Raw genomic sequence first — 23,639 nt, 5'->3', positions numbered from 1 at the left:
GATGTTGTCTGACACACCGCTTTCGCGAGCAGGCTCGCTCCCACAGGGAATCGGGGTCAGCCGTAGAAATGGGGGCGCTCTGGGAGTGCGACTTTGACGATCTGGCCGCTGTTCTGCGCTTCGATACACGCATCTGCGGCGACGGCAGCGGCAAAACCGTCCCACGCCGATGGCCCGCCTACCTGACCGGCCCGCACGCCATCGATGAACGCCTGCAACTCGACGTCATAGGCCGCAATGAACCGGTCCTTCCAGTCCATCAGAATCGCATTGGAGAGCTTCGCTCCACTGCGCAACTGAACCTGCGACGGCTCCGGCAGTTTGGCGATGCCCGTCTCCCCCACCACTTCGCATTGGATGTCGTAGCCGTACTGGCAATTGACGAACACTTCCACATCGATGCGCGTGCCCTTGGCGGTTTCCAGCAGCACGATCTGTGGATCTTTCAAATGCGCGAGAGCCTTGCTGGTCTTGCGCGGGAATACCACTTGCACCGAAACGTAATCGTCATCGAGCAACCATCGCAGCACGTCCAGTTCGTGGATCAGCGTGTCGGTGATCGCCATGTCGGTCTTGTAGTTTTCACCCACGGTCGGGTTGCGATGGGCGCAATGCAGCATCAGCGGCTCGCCGATCTGACCGCTGTCGATCACCGCTTTCAATGCCCGATAACCTTCATCGTACGGACGCATGAAACCGACCTGTACCAGCCGCTTGCCGTGGGCCACTTCGGCCTCGACGATCCTGCGGCAGCCTTCAGCGGTGACCGCCAGCGGTTTCTCGCAGAACACCGGTTTGCCCGCCGCAATCGCCGCCAGCACAAACTCTTCGTGGCTCGGCCCCCAGGAAGTGACGAGGATCGCCTCGACTTCCGGCGCCTTGATCAGCGCGTGGCCGTCCGGATAGACCTCGGCGGTCAGTTTCAGATCGGCTACGACCTTGGCCGCTTGCTGCAAATTGATGTCGGTGACCGCGACGACCTGGCTGTTGAGCAAGGTCTGGCTGCAACGACGGATGTGGTCCTGGCCGATGGCCCCGGTGCCGATGACGCCTAAGCGCAACGAATGGGTAAGCGATGACATGAAAGGACTCCTTGTTGTTCGATTCAGGGCAATCAGTACTGACGGGCCTTGGCCAGTCGTTCGTTCAGGGTCTTGGCCACCGCATCGGTCCGCGCGCTGGTGGAGACTTGCGCCACGCCGACCCGCCACCAGGACAGGTATTTGTGAATCATGGTCTTGGGCAAGACCTTGATGTCGATCAGCGTCGACACTGTCTGCAAACGCGCATCGGCCAACGCGGCCCGCAGCGCTTCAACCGTGTTCACCTTGTAGGTCTTGCAGCCGTAAGCCGCCGCGCTCATGGCAAAATCCACCGGCACAAAGCCGCCATCGAGCTTGCCGGTTTCAGGATTGCGGAAGCGGAACTCGGTGCCGAAGCTGTCCATGCCATGTTCCATTTGCAGATTGTTGATGCAGCCGAAGGTCATGTTATCCAGCAGCACCACGTTGATCTTGCGACGTTCCTGGATCGAGGTTGCCAGTTCCGAGTGCAGCATCATGTAGGAGCCGTCGCCCACCAGCGCGTAGACCTCGCGCTCAGGTTCGGCGAGCTTCACGCCCAATGCGGCGTTCACCTCATACCCCATGCACGAATAACCGTACTCGACGTGATAGGTGTTCACGCCCTTGCTGCGCCAGCTGCGCTGCAGGTCGCCAGGCAAGCTGCCGGCAGCGGCGACGATCACGGCATCATCGGCCAGGGTCTCGTTAAGCACACCGAGCACCCGGCTCTGGGTCAGGCAGGAACCGGTCAGCTCGATGAATTCGCGCAGCACCGCCGGGTCCAGGTGGTCGTTGATTTCCGGGACGAAGTCCTGGGTCTGGTACTCGACCTGATAGATGCGGTCGACTTCCTCGTCCAATTGCGCCTTGGCTTCACCAGGTTGATCGCCCCAGCTGGAGCGGTAATCACCCAGTGCTTCGGCCAGCGCCAGCAAACCGGTTTTGGCATCTGCCAGCAGTTGCACGCCGTCGAGTTTCAGGGCGTCGCACGGACTGATATTGAGGTTGAGAAATTGCACGTCCGGGTGTTTGAACAAGGATTTCGACGCGGTGGTGAAATCGCTGTAGCGGGTGCCTACGCCAATGATCAAATCCGCGTCCCTGGCCAACAGGTTCGCCGCCAGGCAACCGGTTTCGCCGATCCCGCCGACGTTCAACGGATGGCCGGACACCACCGCGCTCTTGCCAGCCTGGGTTTCGGCGAAAGGAATATCGAAACGTTCGGCAAAGGCCTGCAACGCCGCGTTGGCACCCGAGTATTTGACTCCACCGCCACAGATGATCAGCGGTTTGCGCTTGCCTTTGAACAGCGCCACGGCATCGCCGAGCATCGCTTCAGAGGCCGGACGGCGCTCGAGGCGGTGCACGCGTTTTTGCAGGAAGTAATCAGGATAGTCATACGCCTCGGCCTGCACGTCTTGCGGCAAGGCCAGGGTGACGGCACCGGTTTCGGCGGGGTCGGTGAGCACGCGCATGGCGTGGATCGCCGCTGTCATCAACTGCTCGGGACGGTTGATGCGATCCCAGTATTTGCTCACCGCCTTGAACGCATCATTGGTGCTGATGCTCAGGTCATGGAACTGTTCGATCTGTTGCAACACCGGGTCTGGTTGACGGCAGGCGTAAACGTCACCGGGCAACAACAGCAAGGGAATACGGTTGGCGGTGGCCGTTGCGGCAGCGGTCAGCATGTTCGCCGCGCCTGGCCCCACGGATGAGGTACAGGCGTAGATCTTGCACCGCAGGTGTTGCTTGGCGAAACCGATGGCGGCGTGAGCCATGCCTTGTTCGTTGCGGCCCTGATGGACGATCAGGTCGCCGCTGTCCTGCTCCAGGGCTTGCCCCAGACCCAGCACATTACCGTGGCCGAAAATGGTAAAGATCCCGGCGACGAATTTGCTCTGGACGCCATCGACCTCGATGTACTGGTTATCGAGGAATTTCACCAGGGCCTGGGCCATGGTCAGTCTTGTTGTGGTCATAACCGATCCTTCAATACACGAAGAAACCTTGTGGGAGCGAGCCTGCTCGCGAAGACGGCGGTACATCCAGCATTGATGTCGCCTGACACACCGCTTCGCGAGCAGGCTCGCTCCCACAGGGGGGATTTCCCTTAACCTTGGGATTTCTGCAGGTGATCCATGCTGGCGCCGATTGCCGATTGGATATCCACCAGCCCATGGACGCTGTCGGCAAAGGGCTCGAACGACAGGTAGCCGCTGTAGCCGCTGCTGAGCAAGGTGTCGATTTGCGCCGCGTTGCCGAGAATGTCGCCCTCGCCCACCAGCACCCGATGCCCGTCGCGGATGGTCGCCAGCGGCGCCTCGGCATCTTCGACACCGGAGATGTGCACCAGCCCGGTCAGCTCGGGAAAGAATTCATGTTCGCTGGCCAGGTGATGATGAAAGGTGTCATGCACCAGGCGGAAGACATCCAGCCCGCCGATCGCCTTGATCGAATCAACCGCCGTGCGTTTGCGCCGTAGCGAGCATTCCTCGAAGCCCAGCGGCTCGATGAAACCGAGGATGCCGTGATCGCGCAGGATCGGCGCCAGTTCACTCAGCGCCGTGCGCAGGCCTGACGCGCGCTCGGCCTCGCTGCGCGGGTCGGCACGGTCGTTCAGCGGGCACATCACCAAACCCCGGGCGCCACAGTCTCGGGCATAAGCGGCAAGCTTGCGGGCTTGTGTGCGGCGCTCGTCATTCCAGACATCGAACGGATACAACGCGTTGATCGACAATACGGTGATGCCCCGGGCCGCGCACAATTCACGGACGAGCCCAGGCGCGGTGCCATCCTCGATCTCGACGCCTTTGAGGTCGTTGCGGATCTCGATGGCGTCGGCCTTGAGGGTCACCGCCAATTCGATGAACGCAGACAGGGACAAACGTGGGGCGACCATACGGTTCAGGGCGAAACGCAGGGGTTTGCTCATTATTGTTGTTCTCCGCACAGGTGAATTATTTGGCCGTCGGCATGCTGAATTCAGGACCCTTGGCAATGCTGTCGGGCCAGCGCTGCATCACGCTTTTGTAGCGACTGTAGAAACGGATGCCTTCTTCGCCGTAGGCATGGTGGTCGCCGAACAGCGAGCGCTTCCAGCCGCCGAATGAATGCCAGGCCATGGGTACGGGAATGGGCACGTTGATGCCGACCATGCCGACCTTGATGCTGCGGGCAAACGAGCGTGCGATGCCGCCATCGCTGGTGAAGCAGGACACGCCGTTGCCGAATTCATGGGCGTTGATCAGCGCCACGGCGCTGGCGAAGTCCGGCACGCGCACGATGCCCAGCACCGGCCCGAAAATCTCTTGTTGGTAGATGCTCATGTCGGTCGTGACGTTGTCGAACAGCGTCGCGCCAACAAAGAAGCCGTTCTCGGCTCCCGGCACCTTGAAGTGACGTCCGTCAACGATCAGTTGCGCGCCCTGGGCCACGCCCTGATCGATGAAACCCTCAACCTTGGCCTTGTGTTCGGCAGTGACCAGTGGCCCCATGTCGGTGTCACCCTGCATGCCGTTGCCAACCTTAAGTTGATCGATGCGTGGCAGCAGTTTGGCAATCAGTTGATCGCCGACATCACCGACGGCCACGGCAATCGAAATCGCCATGCAGCGCTCACCGGCCGAACCATATGCAGCACCGATCAGGGCATCCGCCGCTTGATCCAGATCCGCATCGGGCATGACGATCATGTGGTTCTTCGCCCCGCCCAGCGCCTGTACACGTTTGCCGCGCGAGGTCGCTTGTTGATGGATGTACTCGGCAATCGGCGTCGAGCCGACAAAGGAAATCGCCTCGATGTCCGGGTGTTGCAACAAAGCGTCGACCGCCACCTTGTCGCCCTGGACCACGTTGAACACACCGTCCGGCAACCCGGCTTCGGTGAGCAGGCGGGCCATCAGCAAACTGGCGGAGGGATCACGCTCGGAGGGTTTGAGGATGAAGCAGTTACCGGTCACCAGCGCCAGCGGGATCATCCACAGCGGTACCATCACCGGGAAATTGAACGGCGTGACCCCGGCGCAAACACCCAGTGGCTGACGCAGGTTCCAGTTGTCGATGCCACCGCCGATGTTGTCGCTGAACTCGGTCTTCAGCAAGTTCGGCGCACCGCAGGCGTACTCGACGATTTCGATGCCGCGGGTGACTTCGCCTTTGGCGTCCGAAAAGACCTTGCCGTGTTCGCGGCTGATGATTTGCGCCAGTTCGTCGTGATGGCGATCGAGCAATTCCTTGAACTTGAACATCACCCGCGAACGCCGCAGGGACGATTGTTCGGACCAGGCCGGGAAGGCCTTCAGGGCTGAGGCGACGGCGGCGTCCACGGTCTTCTGGCTGGCCAGCCCGACCCGCGCCTGAACGCTGCCGGTGGCCGGGTTGAAGACATGGCTGAACCGTTCGCTACCGCTGTCCTGCACCTGACCGTCGATGTAATGGCCTACAACCTGGGCATCGCTCATTGTGCGTATTCTCCGTGCAGAGCTTGAAATTCAGACGTTGGAATTCAGAGATCCAGCAGCCAGCTGTGCTGCGGATCGTTATGGAACTGCCAGACGCGCTTCGGGCCGGCCATTACGTTCAGGTAGTACGACTCGTAACCGTATGGCACGCTGACCGGGTGATAGCCCTTGGGCACGACCACCAGGTCGCTGTTTTCCACGGCCATGGCCTGATCGATGCTGCGATCGTCGGTGTAGACCCGTTGGAACACGAAGCCCTGGGGCGGGCTGATCTGGTGGTAATAGGTTTCTTCGAGAAAGCTCTGGTGCGGCAGGTCGTCGGTGTCGTGTTTGTGCGGAGGGTAGCTCGATGAATGCCCCGAGGGCGTGCGCACTTCCACCACCAGCAACGAATGGGCGGGTTCGGTGTCCGGCAAAATGTCGCAGACGTAACGGGTGTTGGCGCCCTTGCCGCGCACGCTGCGTTTCATGGTTTCAGGTTTGATCAGGCGTGGGCCGTGGTTGGCGGTGGCCGAACCGGGTGCGGCACATAGAGCGATTTGCACATCGCTCAACGCAACGACTTGCGCCTGGCTCCCGGGTGGCAAGTACGCGGCGAACGGGGATTTGTCTTCGAACACCGATTGGCGATCGCCGATGTTGTCCCAGTCGAACGCACCCTGCCCCGGCGCTTCACCCTTGATGCTGACCCGGCCGCTGAGCAGCACCAGGCACAGTTCTTTGTCGCCCGATGCGACTGGCAAGGTTTCACCCAGGCTCAACCGATAGGCAGCGAAGCCAACGTATTGCAGCTCACCTTCGCCCAACTCGACCATGGTTCGGCCACGGGCATTGCTTTTGACCAGCAGGCTCATCGCGCAGTCCTCTCGTCGAGCAGCGCGCGCAAGGTGTCGAAGCCTTTTTTCGCGTAGACATAACTTGGCGCCACCGCCGGGTCCTGCTCGGCCTCGACCACCAGCCAGCCGTGGTAATCGGCCGCCAGCAGCACGTCCAACAGTTCGGCGAAATCGATGTCGCCGTCGCCCGGCACGGTGAAGGTGCCGTTGATGATGCAGTCCGGGAAACTCCAGAGGTTGTTGCGCGCCAGCTGCACTACCGGTTTGCGCACGTCCTTGAAATGCACATGGCAAATGCGCGAGATGTGTTTGCGCAGTACCTGCAAGGGTTCACCGCCCCCCATGTAGCAATGGCCTGAATCGAACAGCAGGCCGACCTCGCTGCCGGTCAACGTCATCAGGGTGTCGATGTCCGACGGGGATTCGACGTAGGCGCCCATATGGTGGTGATACGCCAGACGTACCCCCTGTGACAGGGTGAAGCGTGCCAGCTCGGTCAGTTTGTCAGCGTATGCCTGCCACGCCTGTTCGGTGTGAAAACGCGGGCGTTCGACCAGAGGAATGCGTTGGCCTTGAATCGAGTCTGCGACTTCACCGTAAACCAGTACCTTGGCGCCGTTCTTCGCCAGCAACTCGACATGACTGCCGATGGCGTCGATTTCCTCGGAAACGGAGCGGCGGGCCAGGCGACTGGAATACCAGCCGGACACCAGCGCCAGGTCATACGGACGCAGCACATCGCCAACGCCTTCGGCGTCCTTGGGAAACTTGCCGTTGAGTTCGAAGCCTTCGTAGCCGATGTCCTTGCCTTCGCTCAAGGCGGTGCTCAGCGGCGTCTCGCCACCGAGGGACGGCAGGTCGTCGTTGCTCCAGGAGATCGGGTTGATGCCAATTCGGATAGCGGGCATGGCTGCACCTTTTATTGTTTTACACACATCAGTAAGAACGACGTAGGACCCTGTGGGAGCGGGCTTGCCCGCGATAGCGATCTAGCAGTCACATTGATGCTGAATGTACCGCCGTCATCGCGGGCAAGCCCGCTCCCACAGGGTTTCGCGGAGTAACATCAGGCGCGGGCACTGCGCCAGGCATCGATCAGCTCGACAAAGGTGCCCTGTACCTGACGGATCAGCGCCTCATCGTCGATTTCACCGGCCATCCACGCGCGGCTCGGCTCCTGAAAAATCGTCCGGCCAACGGCAAAACCGCGGCAGGTCCGGCTCTGACTGGCTTGCTGAAACCCTTCGGCCAACGCCGTCGCCGGCGCGTTCAAGCCCAGTAACACCACCCCACGACAATACGGATCGCGCTCCTGGATCAGTTCGTCGAGTTGCTTCCACTCCTCGGCGCTTTGCGCTTCGATCTTCCACCACGCCGGGTAGATGCCCAGGTTGTAGAGGCGTTTGAGTGCGCGATACAACACGTCGGGGTGCGTCGAGGGGTGATCCTTGGGCGGGATGATTTCCAGCAGCAGTTCATGACCGCTGACTTGCGATGCCTGATACAAACCCTTGATCTGCGCTTCCTGTTCCAGGCGCAGCATGGGCTCGTCGTCCGGGTGGAATTGCACCAGGCATTTGATGATTTGCTCTTGCGGCCAAGCGATCAGGTTGCTGCCGATCGAACGCCCGTGTTCAAAGGCCAATGGCCGGGAGCCTTGTACTTCGACCGGCCGCGCCACCCACCAGCCACGACCGGTAGCAGCGTTGAGCGAGTCCTGGCCGAAACGCTGGTCCGCCAGCAGCCCGACATCGGCCTCGATGCCCTGCTTGCGCAAATCGATTTCGACCCGCTCCACGGCCTTGATGAAGAGTTGTTTGAGTTCGCCGATAGCGTTGAGGTCGCGTCCGCCCTTCTGGGCCAGTTCCACCAGTTGCCCGCGATGGTCGAAGGCAAAGATGAACAGTTGCTTCCACTCTTTGCGCGGCACGCTGACCTGATGCAGGCGCTGCAGCGAGGCATCCTGATCCGGCCGGGTAATCGGCACCGGACTGTTGAACAGGTAATCGAGTTCGGCGCGGGTCGGCATGGCCGGTGCGCAGGCATGGCGCGAGACCACCAGGCCGCCGCAGGCATTGGCCAACCGGCAGCAATGCTCATAGCTGGCGTCCTCCAGCCAACCGCTGAGAAAGCCCGACATGAAGGCATCGCCCGCGCCCAGTACGTTGAGCACCTCCACGCGCACGCCGGGATAAATCGCGCCGTCTTCGAGGCGGGCCGGGATATCCCCGTGAATCACCGTGCAACCCTGCGGGCCGAGCTTGACCACCAGGGTTGCCGCGCTCAGCCGCCGGACATTGCGCAACGCCGTGAGCAAATCCACCGCGCCGCCGGCAATCAGAAACTCTTCTTCGGTGCCCACGATCAGGTCGAAACGCGGCAGGATTTTCTGCACGTGCTGACTGACGTTCTGGTCGGCGACGAAACGGGTTTCGCCGTCTGCCTTGCCGGCAAGCCCCCACAGAACCGGGCGGTAGTCGATGTCCAGAACCCGTTTGACGTTATGTTTTTCGGCGTAGTCCAGCGCCTGGATGCTCGCCTTGTAGACGCCGTCGGTGGAGAAATGCGTGCCGGTGATCAGCAAGGCCTTGCTGGAGGCGATAAAGGTTTCGCTGATGTCTTCGGCCCGTAGCGCCATGTCGGCGCAATTCTCACGGTAGAACACCAGTGGAAAGGTTTCGCGATCCTTGAGACCGAGCAACACCATCGCGGTCAGGCGCTCCGGATCAACTTTGATACCGCTGATGTCACAGCCTTCGCGGGCCAGGGATTCGACCAGGAAACGCCCCATATGGTCGTCCCCTACCCGGCTCAGCATCGCTGACTTGAGCCCCAGTCGAGCGGTGCCGAATGCGATGTTGGCGGACGATCCACCGAGGTACTTGGCGAAGCTGCTCACATCCTCCAGCCGCGCCCCGACTTGCTGCGCATAAAGGTCGACGCCAAGGCGTCCCAGGCAGATGAGATCCAATTGCCGCCCACCGGAAAAACGAGTCTGGCCCATGCTGGCTCCTGTTATTTTTATCAGCCTGTGTCCAGGACGATGACCGCGCCGAACACTCTTGGTGGGATGCAGACTAAAACGACCGGGACCGAAGAATCAATAATTTTTCCAAATATTTTTACATGGAATATTTTTTCCAATAAACTTTAGTACAGGCGTTCCAGACGCGGTGCATCGTTTCAGCAAGCTTCATACCACAGCAAGCTCAAGATTTTGTCCGGGCCTACCCTGTAGACTGCGCACAGCCAACCTATTGTCAGGGGACGAGGTGAACAATCGTCCCTATAAGAACAAGCCAGAAGGATTCCCTATGTCCCGCACCGATCAGCCGGCTACGACCGAAAGCACGCCCGAGAGCGATCTTGTCAGCCCCCCGATCAACGCCGAGCGTTTGTTGCAGCTGATCACCCAGGAATACGAAAGTCTGCCGCGCCAGCTCAAACGCATTGCCAGCTACATGAGCCAGCAAAGCGACCGGATCATGGTCGACCGCATCAGCGACATCGCCCGCGAGTGCGAAGTGCACCCGTCGGCCATCGTGCGGTTTTCCCAGCGTTTCGGCTTCAGCGGCTTCAGCGAAATGCAGGCGCTGTTCCGCGAGGCGTATACCCACAAAACCACGCCGGTGCAGAACTACCAGCAGCGCATTCGCAGCATGATCGCCAACAAGTCGCAGAAAGCCAGTGGCGGCGACCTGGCGCGCGAGTGCATCAACGCGACCCTGTCAGGCATCGAGCGCCTGGGGCTGGAACTCGATGACCAGACCTTCGACAAGGCAGTGGACCTGGTGGTCAATGCCGACAACATCTACGTGGTCGGCGTGCGCCGTTCGTTCGCCGTGGCTGATTACCTGGTCTACAACCTGCAACACACCAATAAACGCATCCACCTGGTCTCGGGCCTTGGCGGCAGCTACCGCGAACAGATGCGCAGCGTGCGCGCCAATGACCTGGTGATCGCCATCAGCTTCACCCCCTACGGCAAGGAAACCCAGCACTGCCTGCGCATCGCCCAACACCATCAGGCGAAAACCCTGATCATCACCGACAGCAACCTCTCTCCCCTGGCCAAGCGCGCCAATGCTGTGCTGCTGGTCAATGAAGGCAGCTCGTTCGCCTTCCGCTCACTGAGCGCGACGCTGTGCCTGTGCCAGGCACTGTTTATCGCCGTGGCCTATCGACTGGAATTGAAGGTCGACGAGATTCACGAGCAGGTCGGGTTCGAAGACTGAGCGAGAACTGGCGCCATGGCTCCGCGCATTGCCAAGGATTTTTGAGTAGCGGTTCAACGCATATTGTAAATTTTTATTCTAGAAATTGATGGTAGAGAATTTTTATTCTATAAATTGGATCTCTGAAAACAAAAATTCAAGGATCCTGTCATGCGCGAACTCGGTATCGGACTTATCGGCACGGGCTTCATGGGGCGTGCCCACGCCCTGGCTTTTCGTAACGTCAGCGCGGCATTCGAACTGCCCTTCACGCTTCGCCTCGCCGCCCTGGCCGATGCCGATCCCGTTCGTGCGCAAGCCTGCGCCACTGCCTGGGGCTTCGAGCAAGCCCATGGCGACTGGCAACAATTGATCGACGACCCCAGGGTCAACCTGATCGCCATCACCACACCCAACCACCTGCACTACCCGATGGCCATGGCCGCTATCGCCGCGGGCAAACCGGTGTACTGCGAAAAACCACTGGCGGTGAACCTGGAACAGGCCAATGCCATGCACCTGGCGGCCAGGCACGCCGGTGTCGTCACTCGTGTCGGCTACAACTACCAGCACAACCCGATCATCGGCCTGGCGCGCGAACTGATTCTGAACGGCAGCCTCGGCGAGATCATCAGCTTTCAAGGTGAATTCAGCGAAGACTTCATGGCCGATCCAGCGTCCCCCTGGTCGTGGCGCTGCGAGACTGAACACGCCGGCGGTGCACTGGCGGATCTGGGCAGCCACTTGCTGGCCATGGCGCGCCATCTGCTAGGCAATGTCGAATCGGTGTGTGCCGACGCCCAGACCGTACACCGCCAACGCCCGGCCATGGCCGGTAGCCAGGATCAACGCAGCATTGCCGTCGACGATCAGACCCATGCCTTGCTGCGCTTCGCCAGCGGCGCGCGTGGCACCTTCAGCAGCAGCTGGCTCAAACACGGCTACAAGAATCACCTGAGCTTCGAAATCAGCGGCACCCGAGGCACCCTCACGTTCGATCAGGAGCGCTTGAATGAACTACGCCTGTGCCGCGTCGGCCAGGACGGTTTCCAGCGCTTACTCGCCGGCCCTAACCTGCCCGGTTACGCAGCATTCAGCCCGGCACCGGGGCATCAACTGGGCTACAACGAGTTGAAGACGCTGGAAGTGCATGAGTTGGTCATGGCCTTGGCGGGGCATGGACAGGCCGGTACCGATTTCGAAGAAGCCTTTGAAGTGGAGCGACTGGCGACGGCGATTCGATTGGCGGCGCGGGAGCGGCGGTGGGTTGATGTGAGTGAGGTTTGATCGCCAAGTCATAAATCAGCGCAGGAAGCGCGAGAAAAACGCGGCCAGGAAAGCCGCTCCGGGCATCGAAAAGTCAGCCATTTCTGTCGGGTTGAGCAGGCCAGCCGCTAAAGAAAATGATGACTCCGGGGATAGATAGCCCAAGCAGATATTGACCGGGACACACCACCACGCCGGCGACCCAGGCAGCGAGCAGTGCACCACCGACGATGCGTCGGCGCCGGGGTGTGAACCGTTCACGGAACACTTGTAGTTTTTCGAGCCAAGCCATTACCGTACTCCCTGTCTGGTAGGCGGCGAATCATATCACCCAACTTAAACGAATCACGCTAGCCGGCGACACCGACAATGGCTTGGCCCGCTGGTGGGCATGGCGGGTGGCACCATGATCCTGCTCACAGTGCCAGCCCTTTTCTGGTTCACCTACGTGTACCGCTACAAGGGCCGCGATTAAAGAAAAAGCCCACCCTGACCAGTTGCGGCCACTCAGCACTTCTCTGAAACAGCTGGCAGGGCGAACCACTGAACATTATTCGAGTGAGTCTTTCTCGTATATCAGCTATTCCCTGATACCCACTGCCAGCGTCCCCACCGAATTCATCAGACTGCAAACCAAAACCTTACAACATGCCGGCGTACGAAGGGCGAGGGATCTTTATGTCCGAGTCGATCGTTGCACGGCTGATAGCTTTTCGCGCTGAAGGCGATGGCTGCATCGCCGACGTAGCGGCTCTGCTCGAGGTCGTTGACTTGTCGAAGACTGGAGACATTGAAGTCGCCTTCGCCGCGACAACGCTGATCGACAAGCCGCGAAATTGGTGCCCACCCTGACCAAATGCTGGCCATTCAGTAATCCATCTGAAACACACCTGGCCGGGCAAGCGGTGTCGACTTTACCCAGAGCAGCGCCAAGTGTCCCGAACTCAAAGCTGAACAAAATTAACATTCAGCCTGCCGGTGAACGGCGGGCGAGGATTTCTACATGCCCGAAGACACCGAGATGCTGTATGTGCACGCTCAAGGCCCAGACGATCTCTATGCGGCAGCCAGCAAAGGCGAAGCTGAAGATCTGGCCTTCCGATTGAATGAGCAGGTGCCGATGGCGAAGTGCATCGTCGTCAGCAGCCCCTGGCTTCAGTGTTCAGGCGAGTGACCGTGGCAACGGTGCCAGCCGCATCGGATGCCACCTCTTTTCCGTCGTCATGCACATACACGGGCTTGGCGTCCTGCAATACAACGTGGCCTTGCTCGTCGAGTTTCAGTTTCATGCACGCCTCCACACATCCGCCCGTTGTTGAGCCATCCGGCCCGGCGCGGCGCTAACCCTCCGGAATCGCGCCCAATAAAAAGCCCCGGCGGATGCCAGGGCTTCGTATTCTGTGGACTCATTGCATAGTGTTCGCTTCTTTCCACTTTTGACGTTTCAGCTCACTTTCCAAATGATGTCGCATATACGACACATAAACTGAATCTAGTGGAAAAGAAAATCGCCCCAAGCTTGTAGTGACTATTAACAAAAGGTCATCAAATTTTTTACCGAATCTCTTTTCGGCTTCTTGGGCTATCTGCAGATCGAACTTATCCAGCACCAAAACGCTGATTAGTTCACCGAAATCGATTCGGCCTATAGGGAATTTTTCTTTAAGAAAATTACTTTTTGAAAGATGCAGCTTCTCTTCTGAGTTTTTGTGTCCGATGTACAGACCTGTAACGAGTGACGGCCTATTCCCGGAAGATATCACACTGATTAACAAGCCTTCCTCGCGGGAGACCTGCTCAACCTTGATCCTTTCTGTATTTTCTTTTCGCTGCTTGTCGTTAAGCCATAGTGTTACGAATACAGCAGAGAGTGCGCCTACTCCTGAGACCCAATCCCCCACACTGCCGAGATTGAGGAGGTACACATCTGCGGTTTGAGGATTGAGCCGTATAGCAAAAGCGAACCCGACAACCAACCCAACCAACGAAGACACTACGACAAGCAACCCAACCCATCCCTTCGTCATTTTCCACCTCGCTCAGATTGCGAGGCGTTATATCAGCCCATTGGAATCCTATCTAGTCGTCAAACTACTATCCAAGGACATCCCTCTCGCCACGCATGAAGCAGCCCACGCACAGCAGCTGCTTCGTCCCACCAGTTGGCTTGCTGCACTTCAACAGGACGCAGATTTTGGGCTCGATCACTTCCCTACCGCCGAAACGATGGCAATGGACCATCGTCGCCGGCTTCGGCTCCGGCATCGCACGCACACGCTTACGCACCTGCTCGTCCGGGGGATGCCGTCGATGACATGGAGGCGGGTTTGTCGGTCATCTGCGACACTGCATGGCCACAGTCTGAAAGAGCTCAACCAATTCAGGCAAGGCACGCTTATCCACCCTAATGGTTTTCTCTCCCCAGTTTTCGACGGCCACGGTGAGCAATACAAAATCGGAGTTGGTCCGATCCTCGCTGACGCCAACCCAGTGCTCCTTGCTCGTCTGAAATTTATAGGGCATGGGCATGATCAATCTCCTTCATCGAGAGTTGAGGTAGTGTCATGATCAGTGCCCTACGGGATTAAACGCCGGCACCGGCCTTTGCGGCACTCTTAAAGTTGTTGTCAGTCTTCCGGCTCTTCCTCTTCATCCGGCTTGCACCTGGCGATCAGGTCAGCCATCAATCCAGCAATGGCATCAGTGTTGGATTCCAGCACCTGCAGGTGCTTGCTGACTCGGTCAGAAGTGTTCGTGGAACCACGCTGACCGATCCAGATACCGATCTCCTCGAGAGCAGACCCGAGAGCCATGATGTTCTGGTTCATGCGGTAAAGCAGTGCGGGAGTAGGATCGTCTGGCATGGCGTTTCCTCCAGTTCTCGGGGAAAGCGTAGCAAGTGGCGGGAAAAACAAAAGCCTGGCACTGAGCCGGGCTCCAGGGCGCGGAGGTTTGCGCACTCCGCGACAGATCATGTCAGAGCCCTGACATGCACCTTGGGCGTAAAATGAGCACGGTGCAGCATGCATTGAAAAGTGCTGCGCCTGGAGGTGATGCCATGCGCCCATTAACCGCTTGCACCTCGATCGCACTGCTGGCCCTGTTTACAGTGCCACTTGCCACCGCAGAGCCTTCGGTCGAAGTCGTCTTCACGAACCCCGAAAAATTCAGCGATGCCAGCCTGGATAGCCCAGGCTACGAACGTGGTGCCGACCCTTATGTCATGAAAGAGCTGCGCAGCTACATCCAGAAGCTTGGCGAGCGGTACCTGCCGCCCGGCCAGCAACTGCAAATTGAAATACGCAACATCGACCTGGCCGGTCACTACGAACCCTGGAGGCCAAATGCCTATGAGGTGCGCTTCATGCGCGATATCACCTGGCCGAGCATCGATCTACATTACGTGCTCAGACAAAACGGTCAGATCGTGAGCCAGGCCGACGCCAGGGTCATCGATCAGTTCTACCTGCAACGCCCGGGGCGCGCCAACAGAAGTGACAGACTCTACTCCGAGAAGGCCATGCTTTCGGACTGGTTCCGCAGACAATTCACCGAGCAACATAAGATTGGGTTGAATTGACCTCCATACACTCCGCCCTCGGGGCCAGACACGAAAAAAGCCCGGCTCATTGGCCGGGCTCTCTGTGGTATGCGCGAGCCAAATCCCTTTGGCTGGGAGCATTGTGCTGGGTACGTATGACGTTGGCGTGACAGGGAGGATATGAAAAAACCCAGGCTCTGGCCGATCTGGAAAACCTTCGCCCCGTTCAGGGGGGGCATGATCATTCCTTCAATGGTATGTTTCATGACCGAGGCCCTTCGCGCCCTCCATCCTTGAATCCGCGGACAACCCAGGCCACAGCCCAGCCAAAGATATAGAGCGGCACACCAACGATCATCGTCCACAAGACCATACGGAGCAACAGCAGTCCTAAGCCAACGCCCCCTGCGGTGTCGCTAGCGACAAGCGCAAAAACCACCCCCAAAACCACACTGCACACCACCCAAGCCCTTTGCCAGCCATTGAGATGCCATCTCACAGTGACTCCCTCCCTTTCGCCCGCGTGTCGAAATGCATAGAACATTACCGAATGAGGGCATTATAGGACGCCTGACACACCAGACCCGCTATTTGGGCGCGGTCATAAACTTTCGCCAGCTCTCCCTGTCCAGCATCAGTCCGTGAGACAGTTTAGAGAGCACCATTGCGGCGCGGGTAGCTGCCTGACCTCGGGAAATAGCGGCGGTATCCGTGACGAGGCAACTGAGGGTGGCCGCTGCAACCAGGTCATCTGAGCCGGCTCATAGCACTGCGGGCCAAAGCCGCCGGCAGTTTTCACCGAGGTGTTCATCAGCTCTGAGATCCGTTGCGCTTACGGTGTTACTCGCGGCGTAACATCTACGCGGCGCTAGAGCGGCGGCCAGGTTCTGGAAGAACGACTCCTACAAGAATACTGGTTGAAAACCTGCATTTGGGCCAAAGACATGTGTTATTTCCCGACTTGAGAGGGAGATCTGGGAACTTGCTGGCAATCGCCTCGGTTCGTTCCGTTTTGGTGCCGCCAATTTTTCCTTTTGCGGCCCCGCCGCCATTCCCAGCACCGTTGGCCCGCCGCCCGATGCCTTACTCCCCGCGATCAATGGCGCGAACGCCACGTCGTTTGCGAACTCCACTGGTCGCCAAGGCTTGATTCAAAGCATGTAGCCCGTGCGAATGGACGGGCTTTTGGGGTGTTAAGTACTTCTGTGTCAGTCGTCCTGATCTATCTGATCAAGAAAATCAACGTCATCATCTTCGTCAACAACTGCCTGAGCGTCTTCTTCGACCCATGACTCGTCATTATGGAATTCATGATCGAGCAGATGATCGTGCTCGGGCTCTGGAATATCTCGTTCTTCGCTCATGACTTACCGAAAAAAAATGGAAAGAACGGACTGTATATGCAGATCCGCTCCCTCCGTCAACGATCACGAAACAGCTGACGTTGTCTCCCTGAGACGTAGGTGCAGGCCCTGTCTGCAGAGATAGAAATGATTTCTGAATATGCGGAGAATTCGCCGGCGAAATTAAATTACGTGCAGGAGCAACAGATGACGGACGCTACACCTGGTGAGAAAACAAGGCTTGAACTATGGAGCCCAATTCTCATACCGGCCATAACAGGACTTCTTGTTCTGGCAGCCACGATGAGCACCGGCGTGACGAGCTGGATGACAGCTTCACAAACTGCAGAAATCGCCAATCGGCAATCCTGCATAGCAAGAATTGACACCCAAGAGCAAAACTTGCGCGTCAAGGCCGACCTATTTATCAGTGCACTAGGGAACCTGATGGCAATGACAGGTTATGGTGATTTCAAAAACGAAATTTACAATTCAAGGCTCGATGAGCTCATGAAAGCTGGTTACTCGTTCAGCGTTTATGCCCCTGCCGAACTCTCCGTGTTGAGCCTGAATTTAGTGACTGCCCTGAAGAACGCGCTGAATGAGAGGGACGATAAAATCTCTAACGAATATTTAGAAAAATTCAACAAAAACCACGATAAATGGAGATACGAATTTCAAAAATTTATGAATTCAATCAGTTCTGATCGGAGTCGTTGTTAGCTAAATACCCGCACTCCAAAACGCTAGCGGCTCCAGAGCTCTCATCTCCGCTAGCGTAAGCGGCGCAAAGTTCCGATCAAGCTGCAGCTCGGCGAATCGCTCGACGCTAAGCCCACCTTCACGGAAAAGCTTTGCCCGAACCGGGCCAATGGCCTTGTCCTGGAAAGCTGCCGGCTGCTGCTTGAGCCAGTCGTATTAGCTGAGGTCTGCCCTCACCTGCTGAGCGCCACCGTCACCGATGAATGCCCGGGTTGCGTCCTTAGCGAACAGGGCACTGAAGCGCGGCACCGCAACCACCGTCGAACGGCAGTTGATGTGAATCGGCGGCCGCGCCCCTTCGGTAAGTTTGAATCGGCGCTTATCGAGCGTCCGGCACTGGCTGGGTGGCTACGTGCTGCACCGCCGTGCGAACGATCGCACCGGCGTTCCGGTTCGTCGTGGCCAGGATGCCGTCGTCGTACTTCCGCGCCTTGGTGCCGGCGAATGTTCTTGATGATCTGGAAGTTGATCATCTGGTCCGAGGCAATTCCGGACCTGAATATCAGCGAAATCACCGGGTAGTTTTGCGCCAGTTTTGCGCAGGCACAAAAAAGCCGATCTAACTGATCGGCTTAAGTGTCTGATTTTACTCAGTAAATATGGTCGGGACGGAGTGATTCGAACACTCGACCCCTAGCACCCCATGCTTGCAAGGGGCCTAAAAAGCTATACGGAACAGTCCTTTGGAACGGCGCCCACTGCAATCGATGCCGTACCGTGCTTTACCGCGATTCACGTTTCCCCGCAAAAGTCCCTACAGGCTTTCGGCAAGAAAGCACCTGCCTTGGCGTCCTGCCGATCGTAAAAACCCTTCATTTAACCTGGATGCTACGCTTGACCTCAAAACCGAGGATTCGCGATGCCGCACTCAGACCTGCTCCCATCTCTCCTCTTCAAGATCAACGAAAACCAACTCGCCCTCGAGGCCGCCATCATGGAGCTCACGAACTGGGTGGAGCAGCGTGGTGCTGCCGAGGTCGCCGACAATGTCCGCGGTGCTCTTGAAGCGATCGATCGCAACGAGGAGTTCATCAAGATGACGCTTGCGGTGATGATGGCCCCCGAGTAATCCGCCGGATCGTCGCTGACGCCGTACCCGAAAGACTTCTCCGCTGACTGGACACCTTGAAACAATTCGCACCTATCGTCCAAGTCTGCTTCGCCACATTGGGCCTACAATGGATATTCTCCCAACAGGAGCAAATCAAATGACTGAGCCGAATAGTCTGTATACCGGTTGGCCCGCGCATCACCTGATGTTTGTGGCCTTGCGTGACGGCGGCGACGCCCCGGAAAACCTCGCACCAGCCGTCGCGGCGTTTCACGGCATCAGCGTCGACGAATTGAAAGCACACTGCCGACGGACCGGTGAAGAATGGATCGCCCGCGACGGTGGGCTGGGTGAGATCAATCAGCGCGTGTACGACTGGGCAAAACGCCTCTAAATCGACACGGAAGCGGCGTTGTGCCGACCGAACACTCTCCCTTAAAGCACCCTGCTCGTCGCCTCACCCTCGCGAAAGTCTGCCGCCTGGATTACTGTATATACAGACAGTATCAGTAAGGCATGGACGTGGACCCCTACGAAATCGAAGACACCAGCGATTGGCTCGGCTGCCCGACGCCACTTGAAACCTGCCAGCATCAGCTCCGCATGCTTGAGAACGAAATTGAGGAACTGACTCTGCAGTTGCGCCAGGCCCGGCAGAACATCTTCAAGCTGGTCGAGATGCATGCCGAAGCTGTCCAGCAGCGGGACGAAGCCATGGTGAATTTGCGCGCAAGATCAGGCGAGTCAGCGACCCTGCGTAAGCAGCTATACGACCTGGACATTTCGGCTAGAGGCCATCAACGTGAAGCTGAGCGATTGCGTGGCATCCTTTCCGGCCTGGTACCTGAAACAAAAACAATTTTATAGGCGACGCGCGAACATACGTCGATTGGCATTGGGTTTGGTATCTTGACGAATCGCTAAAACACTACTCCTACCAGGGATCGACAATGAGCGTAAAAGCATTTGCTACACAGCTTTTGAATTCTGTTAAAGAGGTCAGGACCAACAGCGAAACACTTCAGTGCGATAACCTGATCAAATACCTTGAGCAGGTTATCGCTACAGAACCCGGAGTGTTAAGCCCAGATCAAATTGAACATCTTAAGGCCCAGCTTCAACTCATGGTTGAAAGGGAAAAAAGCAGTCATGCTTCCGATCTTGAGATGTTCCGCTCAGTAATTCAGTCCGGTCAAAACGCGGTTAAGACGGCGCTTTTGATGAATGGCGGTGCGTCGGTTGCTTTACTTGCGTTCATTGGCAAACTTACCGAAGAGCAACAATCTCGAATCCCTCTTTTTGCTGAGGCTCTTGCGATTTTTGTGGCAGGTGTTTTTGCCATAGTTGTAGCATCGGGCTCTACGTACCTGAGTCAGTGGCTATATGCCGAGTCTGAAACTTGGAAACAGCGTACTGGGCTGGGCTTCAACCTCCTATCCATATTGCTTGGCCTAACTTCTTATGGTCTTTTTGTGTGGGGGATGCGCTCAGCGTACACCGCGTTTTTGACGTTCTCATGAGTCGATATCAATTACTCGCCGTAACGGCTCGCACGTAAGCCTGGCACGCGGCCAGCGCTATCAGTCCTTGGTCACCGGTATCGGTGATGGCGACAATTCGTTGAGCATGCGCTGGGTCAAGTTCGGCTCGTACGGCGCCATGAACCAGGCCGACGGTGCCGGGGGCGGAAGGCACTGAACAGCCACCGGCTGAACCCTGGTCGAGGATGACTGACAACCGCAGATCAGAAGTGGCAAGGCGATCGCGTAGACGAGCCTGGTCTTTTTGGGCATTGGTCAAACTCTCGTGATGGGATTGGTCGCTGGTTGCCAGACGCTGCTCGAGCACCAGACGTTTGTCCTGCTCGTCTTTCTGCGCAGCGGCGCCGACCATGGCCAGCTGGTTGAGGGTGTCGGTGTGCAACCGCGACTGCTCGGCAAGCTGGGCACCGTATCGCCAGCCCTGAGCAGTCCAGGCACTTATGGCCCCGAACATCACCAGCGCCAGTGCAACGGCAACCTTCCACGCCAGCGAGCTCAAGGCACATCCTTGAAGAAGACGTGCCCGCCCAGCTTCAGTGTCTGTTTCGCCTTCGCTGCCCACGCCGGCGACGTCTTCATGGCGATCGCGTAATAGTGCGTGGCTCCACCGGTGGGATCGGGCATCTTTCCGTCGATCACCTGGTCGGCCACGACTCGACACTGTGCCAGTTCGCGGAACGGGATCTGCTTCACGCCAATCAGGAACTGATAGTTCGGGTCAGTTTTGTTCCAGCAGCTGAACTGGTACGGCTTCTGGCACACGCTAGCGTAGCCTTCGCCCCACCACGACTTTTCCTTGCCGTCGTTTACGCGATTGCGGATGGTCCAGGCCACGGCGATCTGGCCATTCAGACTTTCACCCCGCGCCTCCCCCCACAGCGTCCGCGCGAGGATGTCGCGGTCCTTTTCGGTTGCAGTCATAACGTTTCTCCGGACACAAAAAAAGCCGGCAATTGGGCCGGCGCATGGATTTTTCGGATACTGAACCAATGAGAAGGCGTTGCTCAGCCATTCGCAGCTCAGCAAGGTTGTGGTTTATCAGTGGTGACTCAGACAGAATGTCTCGGTTTTTCTTAAAAAATCACCATCAAGCTAAGCAAGGAAGCGCAAAAATGAAATTCGTCAGCATTCTGTTGGGAGCGGCCCTATTAACAGGCTGTGGGACGATCAACACCGTCTTCAGAAATGACATGGTCTCGAGCAACAAGCTTGCCCGCTGGAACTCTCATTGCGACTCAATTCCGCGAATCTACAGCGGTGCCTCGTTGAATTACTGCACCTTGGATGCAGAGCCTCGCCGCTCTGTGGGCTTTGATGGGTACCCTGCGGCGCCATTGATCGTTTTGGATTTGGCGTTATCTGGGGTCGCGGACACCGTAGTTCTGCCATACACAATCTACTTGCAGAACAAGTACGGAGATATTCCGAAAGCGCGCTTCGAATGACGCAGTCACTGTGAACCTCTGGTTTTTACAGGTGCTCACACCGGCGTTCGGGAAGATCTGCGGCAGTCGCTGCGCGCTGATCGACATACTTTTCTCCAGGCAAAAAAATACCCGCACAATGGCGGGTTGCTGTATCTGCTGCGTGGATTAGGACGGTCGAACAGGTCGATATTCCGCTTCTGGGAAGTGCTCAGCGTCCTCTTTCCAGGCTCTGACTTTTGTTCGGTGCGCTCTCCATTCGGTCTCCGTCACGGGGAGTGCTGAAGGGTCTGCGTCCTCCAACGCGATCAACTGGTCGGCGATAAGTGCCAGCTCGTCGGCTCGCCATTGATCCTCGATTACTGTCTGCTCGCGCTTGATCCTGTCCGCCTCCATCTTCTCATAAACCCATTGCGGGACGTCTTCGTAATAGGTCTCCCCTTCTTGAAGCTCCATATAAGGATCGATTGCGCGGAAACTTCCGTCGACTTTAATGGCGTATGGCATTTCTCTAACTCTTTATTGATTGTTAACGTTAGCCTCTGTAACCGGCATAAAAGCCCTTATCTTTCGAACTTGTAGCCGTAGACAAACGACGTGACCAGTGAGCCGGCGATATTCTGCGCTGACACCAGATAGTAGCCAGCTGTTACGCCGCCCCTGCGGTCCAGGGGGACCCATATATCGCTGAGGATGTTGAATGAGGTCGCGGTACTCCCGCATACCGTAACAAAGTGCGCTTGATCGCCTACAGACGCCTGCTCGTATGAGTAGAAGTAGGCCAGTCCAGTGGATTGCACCCCCAAATGGGCGTGCGTAGCTGTCTCTTTCGGGCAGATAGTGCTAGTTGGTTGCGGTGACGGCGATGTTCCGGCCCATGCGTTCGTGATCAGGAACGGAGCTGTCGGCGGCGACCCCTCAAGGTAAACCAGCTCATTACTCAATAGGACATGGCGGAACGCCCACATTTGCGCGCTACCATTGGTCAAGAAACTGCCCAGGTATCTGCGCGAAGTGTCACCGTTTTTGTGGTAGGCGGTGCCGAAGTATCGCACAGGCGCCGCCCCCGATACTTCGATGTCGGCCACCCCCGCGTTCTCGTACAAATAAACGTGATGCCATGCGGTTGCAGCCAAGGCCATACTGGTTAGCGCTTTGTCGGCAGACAACTCGACTATCTTTCCAAGGCTCGGGATGTAGGCCGAACCCGACCCTATGGTCAGGCTGGTGCGACCGGCATAAACCATCTGAAGGCCGGATATTTGACCCTTGCGGAACTCTGACGTTTTGCCTGTGCCGCCTTGGGCGACCGACATGGGCGTAGTAAGACCCGACAAGCTTGTGATGTCGCTGTTAGCTCCAGCCTTGGCCGATATACTCCAGGCGCTCCATGTCGGAGCTGAGGGGGTTCCCGTCCCGCCGCGCGTGGCTGTGGCGCCCGCCAATGATCTTAGCGTTTGCGTGTATTCGCCCGTAGTCGATCCATCGCCAGTCCGGACGCCGTAACTGATCGTGCTCGGAGAGAACCCGGCGGGAATGTCGGTTACAGCCCCCGCCGTCGAGTAGTTGCCCTGGCCGACGTTGGCGACGTTGTTCAGGGAGGCATTAGGCCAAACAACGACACTGTCCGCGCTTGTTGAACCCAGGCCGAAATCGCCAATCTTGGCTGCTCGACCTATTGTGGTGTCGGTCTGACTCGTGGTGATTGTCGCTGTAGCCGCTGTCCCAAGGCCGAGCCCAGTACGTGCTGTGCTCTGAGAATCGCCTCCTGTTCCGCCCTTGGTGATGGGCAGAATGTCGTAATTGCCGGTGGTGCCCAGGGCTGCCAACTTCTCACCGTAGGTGTTGACCAGCGCCCGCAAGGCATCCGCCGAATCCTTGACATAACCCTGCATGGGCGCCAGGGCGTAGACCCCGGCTGAATTTGGTGCGCCTTGGTAATTGGGCGAAATAGCCATGGCTGTGTCGCTGGCGATATTGGTGATCTCGTACCAACCGCCATCGGGACCGCGAAATGCATCACCGACTCGGCCATTGGCAATAAAAGCGGTACCGGCGCCGATCACAGCGTTCGAATTTTGGGCGACAGAAACCGTTCCTGATTTATACCAGGGCATGGGTTATCTCCAGAAAA

28 protein-coding genes, 1 tRNA gene and 2 pseudogenes are annotated in these 23,639 nt (G+C 57.8%); 10 read left to right on the top strand and 21 right to left on the bottom strand.

Annotated elements, in window-relative coordinates:
• Positions 1–56 precede the first annotated feature (56 nt).
• The 7 genes from ACW9HW_RS02075 to ACW9HW_RS02045 all read right to left on the bottom strand — a co-directional run bounded on the left by ACW9HW_RS02075 (position 57) and on the right by ACW9HW_RS02045 (position 9,367).
• On the bottom strand, positions 57–1,082 hold the full coding sequence (locus ACW9HW_RS02075; protein WP_457397944.1) for a Gfo/Idh/MocA family protein: 1,026 nt from the start codon (positions 1,080–1,082) through the stop codon (positions 57–59).
• 32 nt (positions 1,083–1,114) lie between these two features.
• Complete coding sequence (gene iolD, locus ACW9HW_RS02070; RefSeq protein ID WP_095193376.1) at positions 1,115–3,046, bottom strand: 3D-(3,5/4)-trihydroxycyclohexane-1,2-dione acylhydrolase (decyclizing); 1,932 nt, start codon at positions 3,044–3,046, stop codon at positions 1,115–1,117.
• A gap of 131 nt (positions 3,047–3,177) precedes the next feature.
• On the bottom strand, positions 3,178–3,999 hold the full coding sequence (locus ACW9HW_RS02065; RefSeq protein WP_457397941.1) for a TIM barrel protein: 822 nt from the start codon (positions 3,997–3,999) through the stop codon (positions 3,178–3,180).
• 25 nt (positions 4,000–4,024) lie between these two features.
• Positions 4,025–5,527 carry a CoA-acylating methylmalonate-semialdehyde dehydrogenase gene (locus tag ACW9HW_RS02060; RefSeq protein ID WP_095193374.1) on the bottom strand — a complete coding sequence of 501 codons (1,503 nt, stop codon included), beginning with the start codon at positions 5,525–5,527 and terminating at the stop codon, positions 4,025–4,027.
• A gap of 44 nt (positions 5,528–5,571) precedes the next feature.
• Complete coding sequence (gene iolB, locus ACW9HW_RS02055) at positions 5,572–6,381, bottom strand: 5-deoxy-glucuronate isomerase (protein ID WP_457397938.1); 810 nt, start codon at positions 6,379–6,381, stop codon at positions 5,572–5,574.
• Entirely contained in the window at positions 6,378–7,271 is an 894-nt protein-coding gene (iolE, locus tag ACW9HW_RS02050; protein ID WP_095193372.1) for a myo-inosose-2 dehydratase, read from the bottom strand. The genes iolB and iolE overlap by 4 nt, the downstream gene beginning before the upstream one ends.
• A gap of 158 nt (positions 7,272–7,429) precedes the next feature.
• A complete protein-coding gene (locus ACW9HW_RS02045; RefSeq protein ID WP_457397934.1) occupies positions 7,430–9,367 on the bottom strand; it encodes a bifunctional 5-dehydro-2-deoxygluconokinase/5-dehydro-2-deoxyphosphogluconate aldolase in 1,938 nt (645 codons plus the stop codon).
• Positions 9,368–9,677: 310 nt separating this feature from the next.
• Here ACW9HW_RS02045 and ACW9HW_RS02040 point away from each other — a divergent pair, with 310 nt between their 5' ends.
• Together ACW9HW_RS02040 and ACW9HW_RS02035 are read left to right on the top strand one after the other, a co-directional pair.
• Positions 9,678–10,598: a MurR/RpiR family transcriptional regulator gene (locus ACW9HW_RS02040; protein WP_095193370.1), complete on the top strand. Its 921-nt coding sequence runs from the start codon at positions 9,678–9,680 to the stop codon at positions 10,596–10,598.
• 150 nt (positions 10,599–10,748) lie between these two features.
• Positions 10,749–11,864 (top strand): Gfo/Idh/MocA family protein, encoded by a 1,116-nt coding sequence (locus tag ACW9HW_RS02035; protein WP_095193369.1) that lies wholly within the window; start codon positions 10,749–10,751, stop codon positions 11,862–11,864.
• Between the two features lie 73 nt (positions 11,865–11,937).
• Here ACW9HW_RS02035 and ACW9HW_RS02030 read toward each other — a convergent pair whose 3' ends face one another.
• Together ACW9HW_RS02030 and ACW9HW_RS02025 are read right to left on the bottom strand one after the other, a co-directional pair.
• Positions 11,938–12,135 (bottom strand): hypothetical protein, encoded by a 198-nt coding sequence (locus ACW9HW_RS02030; protein ID WP_095193368.1) that lies wholly within the window; start codon positions 12,133–12,135, stop codon positions 11,938–11,940.
• Between the two features lie 329 nt (positions 12,136–12,464).
• The gene (locus ACW9HW_RS02025) at positions 12,465–12,710 is read right to left on the bottom strand and encodes a hypothetical protein (RefSeq protein WP_457397930.1); all 246 of its coding nucleotides are present in this window, start codon (positions 12,708–12,710) and stop codon (positions 12,465–12,467) included.
• A gap of 136 nt (positions 12,711–12,846) precedes the next feature.
• On the opposite strand from ACW9HW_RS02025, the gene ACW9HW_RS02020 reads away from it, so the two are divergent.
• A complete protein-coding gene (locus tag ACW9HW_RS02020; protein WP_170948644.1) occupies positions 12,847–13,017 on the top strand; it encodes a hypothetical protein in 171 nt (56 codons plus the stop codon).
• On the opposite strand, the gene ACW9HW_RS02015 is transcribed toward ACW9HW_RS02020, so the two are convergent.
• From ACW9HW_RS02015 to ACW9HW_RS02000, 4 genes are all read right to left on the bottom strand, one after another.
• The gene (locus tag ACW9HW_RS02015; RefSeq protein ID WP_170948641.1) at positions 12,983–13,132 is read right to left on the bottom strand and encodes a hypothetical protein; all 150 of its coding nucleotides are present in this window, start codon (positions 13,130–13,132) and stop codon (positions 12,983–12,985) included. The genes ACW9HW_RS02020 and ACW9HW_RS02015 overlap by 35 nt on opposite strands.
• A 117-nt stretch (positions 13,133–13,249) precedes the next feature.
• On the bottom strand, positions 13,250–13,870 hold the full coding sequence (locus tag ACW9HW_RS02010; RefSeq protein WP_095193367.1) for a hypothetical protein: 621 nt from the start codon (positions 13,868–13,870) through the stop codon (positions 13,250–13,252).
• Positions 13,871–14,177: 307 nt separating this feature from the next.
• On the bottom strand, positions 14,178–14,372 hold the full coding sequence (locus ACW9HW_RS02005) for a hypothetical protein (protein WP_095193365.1): 195 nt from the start codon (positions 14,370–14,372) through the stop codon (positions 14,178–14,180).
• Positions 14,373–14,470: 98 nt separating this feature from the next.
• Positions 14,471–14,707: a hypothetical protein gene (locus tag ACW9HW_RS02000; protein WP_095193364.1), complete on the bottom strand. Its 237-nt coding sequence runs from the start codon at positions 14,705–14,707 to the stop codon at positions 14,471–14,473.
• A gap of 194 nt (positions 14,708–14,901) precedes the next feature.
• On the opposite strand from ACW9HW_RS02000, the gene ACW9HW_RS01995 reads away from it, so the two are divergent.
• Positions 14,902–15,423 (top strand): DUF3016 domain-containing protein, encoded by a 522-nt coding sequence (locus ACW9HW_RS01995; RefSeq protein ID WP_457397925.1) that lies wholly within the window; start codon positions 14,902–14,904, stop codon positions 15,421–15,423.
• Between the two features lie 504 nt (positions 15,424–15,927).
• Here ACW9HW_RS01995 and ACW9HW_RS01990 read toward each other — a convergent pair.
• Positions 15,928–16,121 (bottom strand): annotated as a pseudogene (locus ACW9HW_RS01990) (DUF2514 family protein); the annotation flags it as partial.
• A gap of 471 nt (positions 16,122–16,592) precedes the next feature.
• Entirely contained in the window at positions 16,593–16,748 is a 156-nt protein-coding gene (locus ACW9HW_RS01985; protein ID WP_170948643.1) for a hypothetical protein, read from the bottom strand.
• A gap of 126 nt (positions 16,749–16,874) precedes the next feature.
• On the opposite strand from ACW9HW_RS01985, the gene ACW9HW_RS01980 reads away from it, so the two are divergent.
• Positions 16,875–17,450 (top strand): hypothetical protein, encoded by a 576-nt coding sequence (locus ACW9HW_RS01980; RefSeq protein ID WP_457397922.1) that lies wholly within the window; start codon positions 16,875–16,877, stop codon positions 17,448–17,450.
• Here ACW9HW_RS01980 and ACW9HW_RS01975 read toward each other — a convergent pair.
• Positions 17,451–17,956: pseudogene (locus ACW9HW_RS01975) on the bottom strand (phage head morphogenesis protein); the annotation flags it as partial.
• 133 nt (positions 17,957–18,089) lie between these two features.
• Positions 18,090–18,234 (bottom strand) — tRNA-OTHER (locus ACW9HW_RS01970).
• Positions 18,235–18,348: 114 nt separating this feature from the next.
• Here ACW9HW_RS01970 and ACW9HW_RS01965 point away from each other — a divergent pair.
• The 4 genes from ACW9HW_RS01965 to ACW9HW_RS01950 all read left to right on the top strand — a co-directional run bounded on the left by ACW9HW_RS01965 (position 18,349) and on the right by ACW9HW_RS01950 (position 20,060).
• Positions 18,349–18,558, top strand: a complete 210-nt coding sequence (locus tag ACW9HW_RS01965) for a hypothetical protein (RefSeq protein ID WP_457397919.1) — start codon at positions 18,349–18,351, stop codon at positions 18,556–18,558.
• 139 nt (positions 18,559–18,697) lie between these two features.
• The gene (locus ACW9HW_RS01960) at positions 18,698–18,934 is read left to right on the top strand and encodes a hypothetical protein (protein WP_457397917.1); all 237 of its coding nucleotides are present in this window, start codon (positions 18,698–18,700) and stop codon (positions 18,932–18,934) included.
• 122 nt (positions 18,935–19,056) lie between these two features.
• Positions 19,057–19,407, top strand: a complete 351-nt coding sequence (locus ACW9HW_RS01955; RefSeq protein WP_457397914.1) for a hypothetical protein — start codon at positions 19,057–19,059, stop codon at positions 19,405–19,407.
• A gap of 83 nt (positions 19,408–19,490) precedes the next feature.
• Positions 19,491–20,060, top strand: a complete 570-nt coding sequence (locus ACW9HW_RS01950; RefSeq protein WP_457397911.1) for a hypothetical protein — start codon at positions 19,491–19,493, stop codon at positions 20,058–20,060.
• A 7-nt stretch (positions 20,061–20,067) separates the two neighbouring features.
• On the opposite strand, the gene ACW9HW_RS01945 is transcribed toward ACW9HW_RS01950, so the two are convergent.
• On the bottom strand, positions 20,068–20,535 hold the full coding sequence (locus ACW9HW_RS01945; protein ID WP_457398000.1) for a lysis protein: 468 nt from the start codon (positions 20,533–20,535) through the stop codon (positions 20,068–20,070).
• A gap of 41 nt (positions 20,536–20,576) precedes the next feature.
• Positions 20,577–21,002, bottom strand: coding sequence for a cell wall hydrolase (locus ACW9HW_RS01940; protein WP_457397909.1), 426 nt, complete (start codon positions 21,000–21,002; stop codon positions 20,577–20,579).
• 191 nt (positions 21,003–21,193) lie between these two features.
• On the opposite strand from ACW9HW_RS01940, the gene ACW9HW_RS01935 reads away from it, so the two are divergent.
• Positions 21,194–21,526, top strand: a complete 333-nt coding sequence (locus ACW9HW_RS01935; protein WP_457397906.1) for a YceK/YidQ family lipoprotein — start codon at positions 21,194–21,196, stop codon at positions 21,524–21,526.
• A gap of 147 nt (positions 21,527–21,673) precedes the next feature.
• On the opposite strand, the gene ACW9HW_RS01930 is transcribed toward ACW9HW_RS01935, so the two are convergent.
• Complete coding sequence (locus ACW9HW_RS01930) at positions 21,674–22,012, bottom strand: hypothetical protein (protein ID WP_457397903.1); 339 nt, start codon at positions 22,010–22,012, stop codon at positions 21,674–21,676.
• Positions 22,013–22,068: 56 nt separating this feature from the next.
• Entirely contained in the window at positions 22,069–23,622 is a 1,554-nt protein-coding gene (locus ACW9HW_RS01925) for a hypothetical protein (protein ID WP_457397900.1), read from the bottom strand.
• Between the last annotated feature and the right edge of the window lie 17 nt (positions 23,623–23,639).

Source organism: Pseudomonas sp. SDO5532_S415, assembly GCF_054071155.1.
The sequence above is the reverse complement of the archived record's forward strand: the minus strand, read 5'-3'. Positions and strand labels throughout refer to the sequence as shown.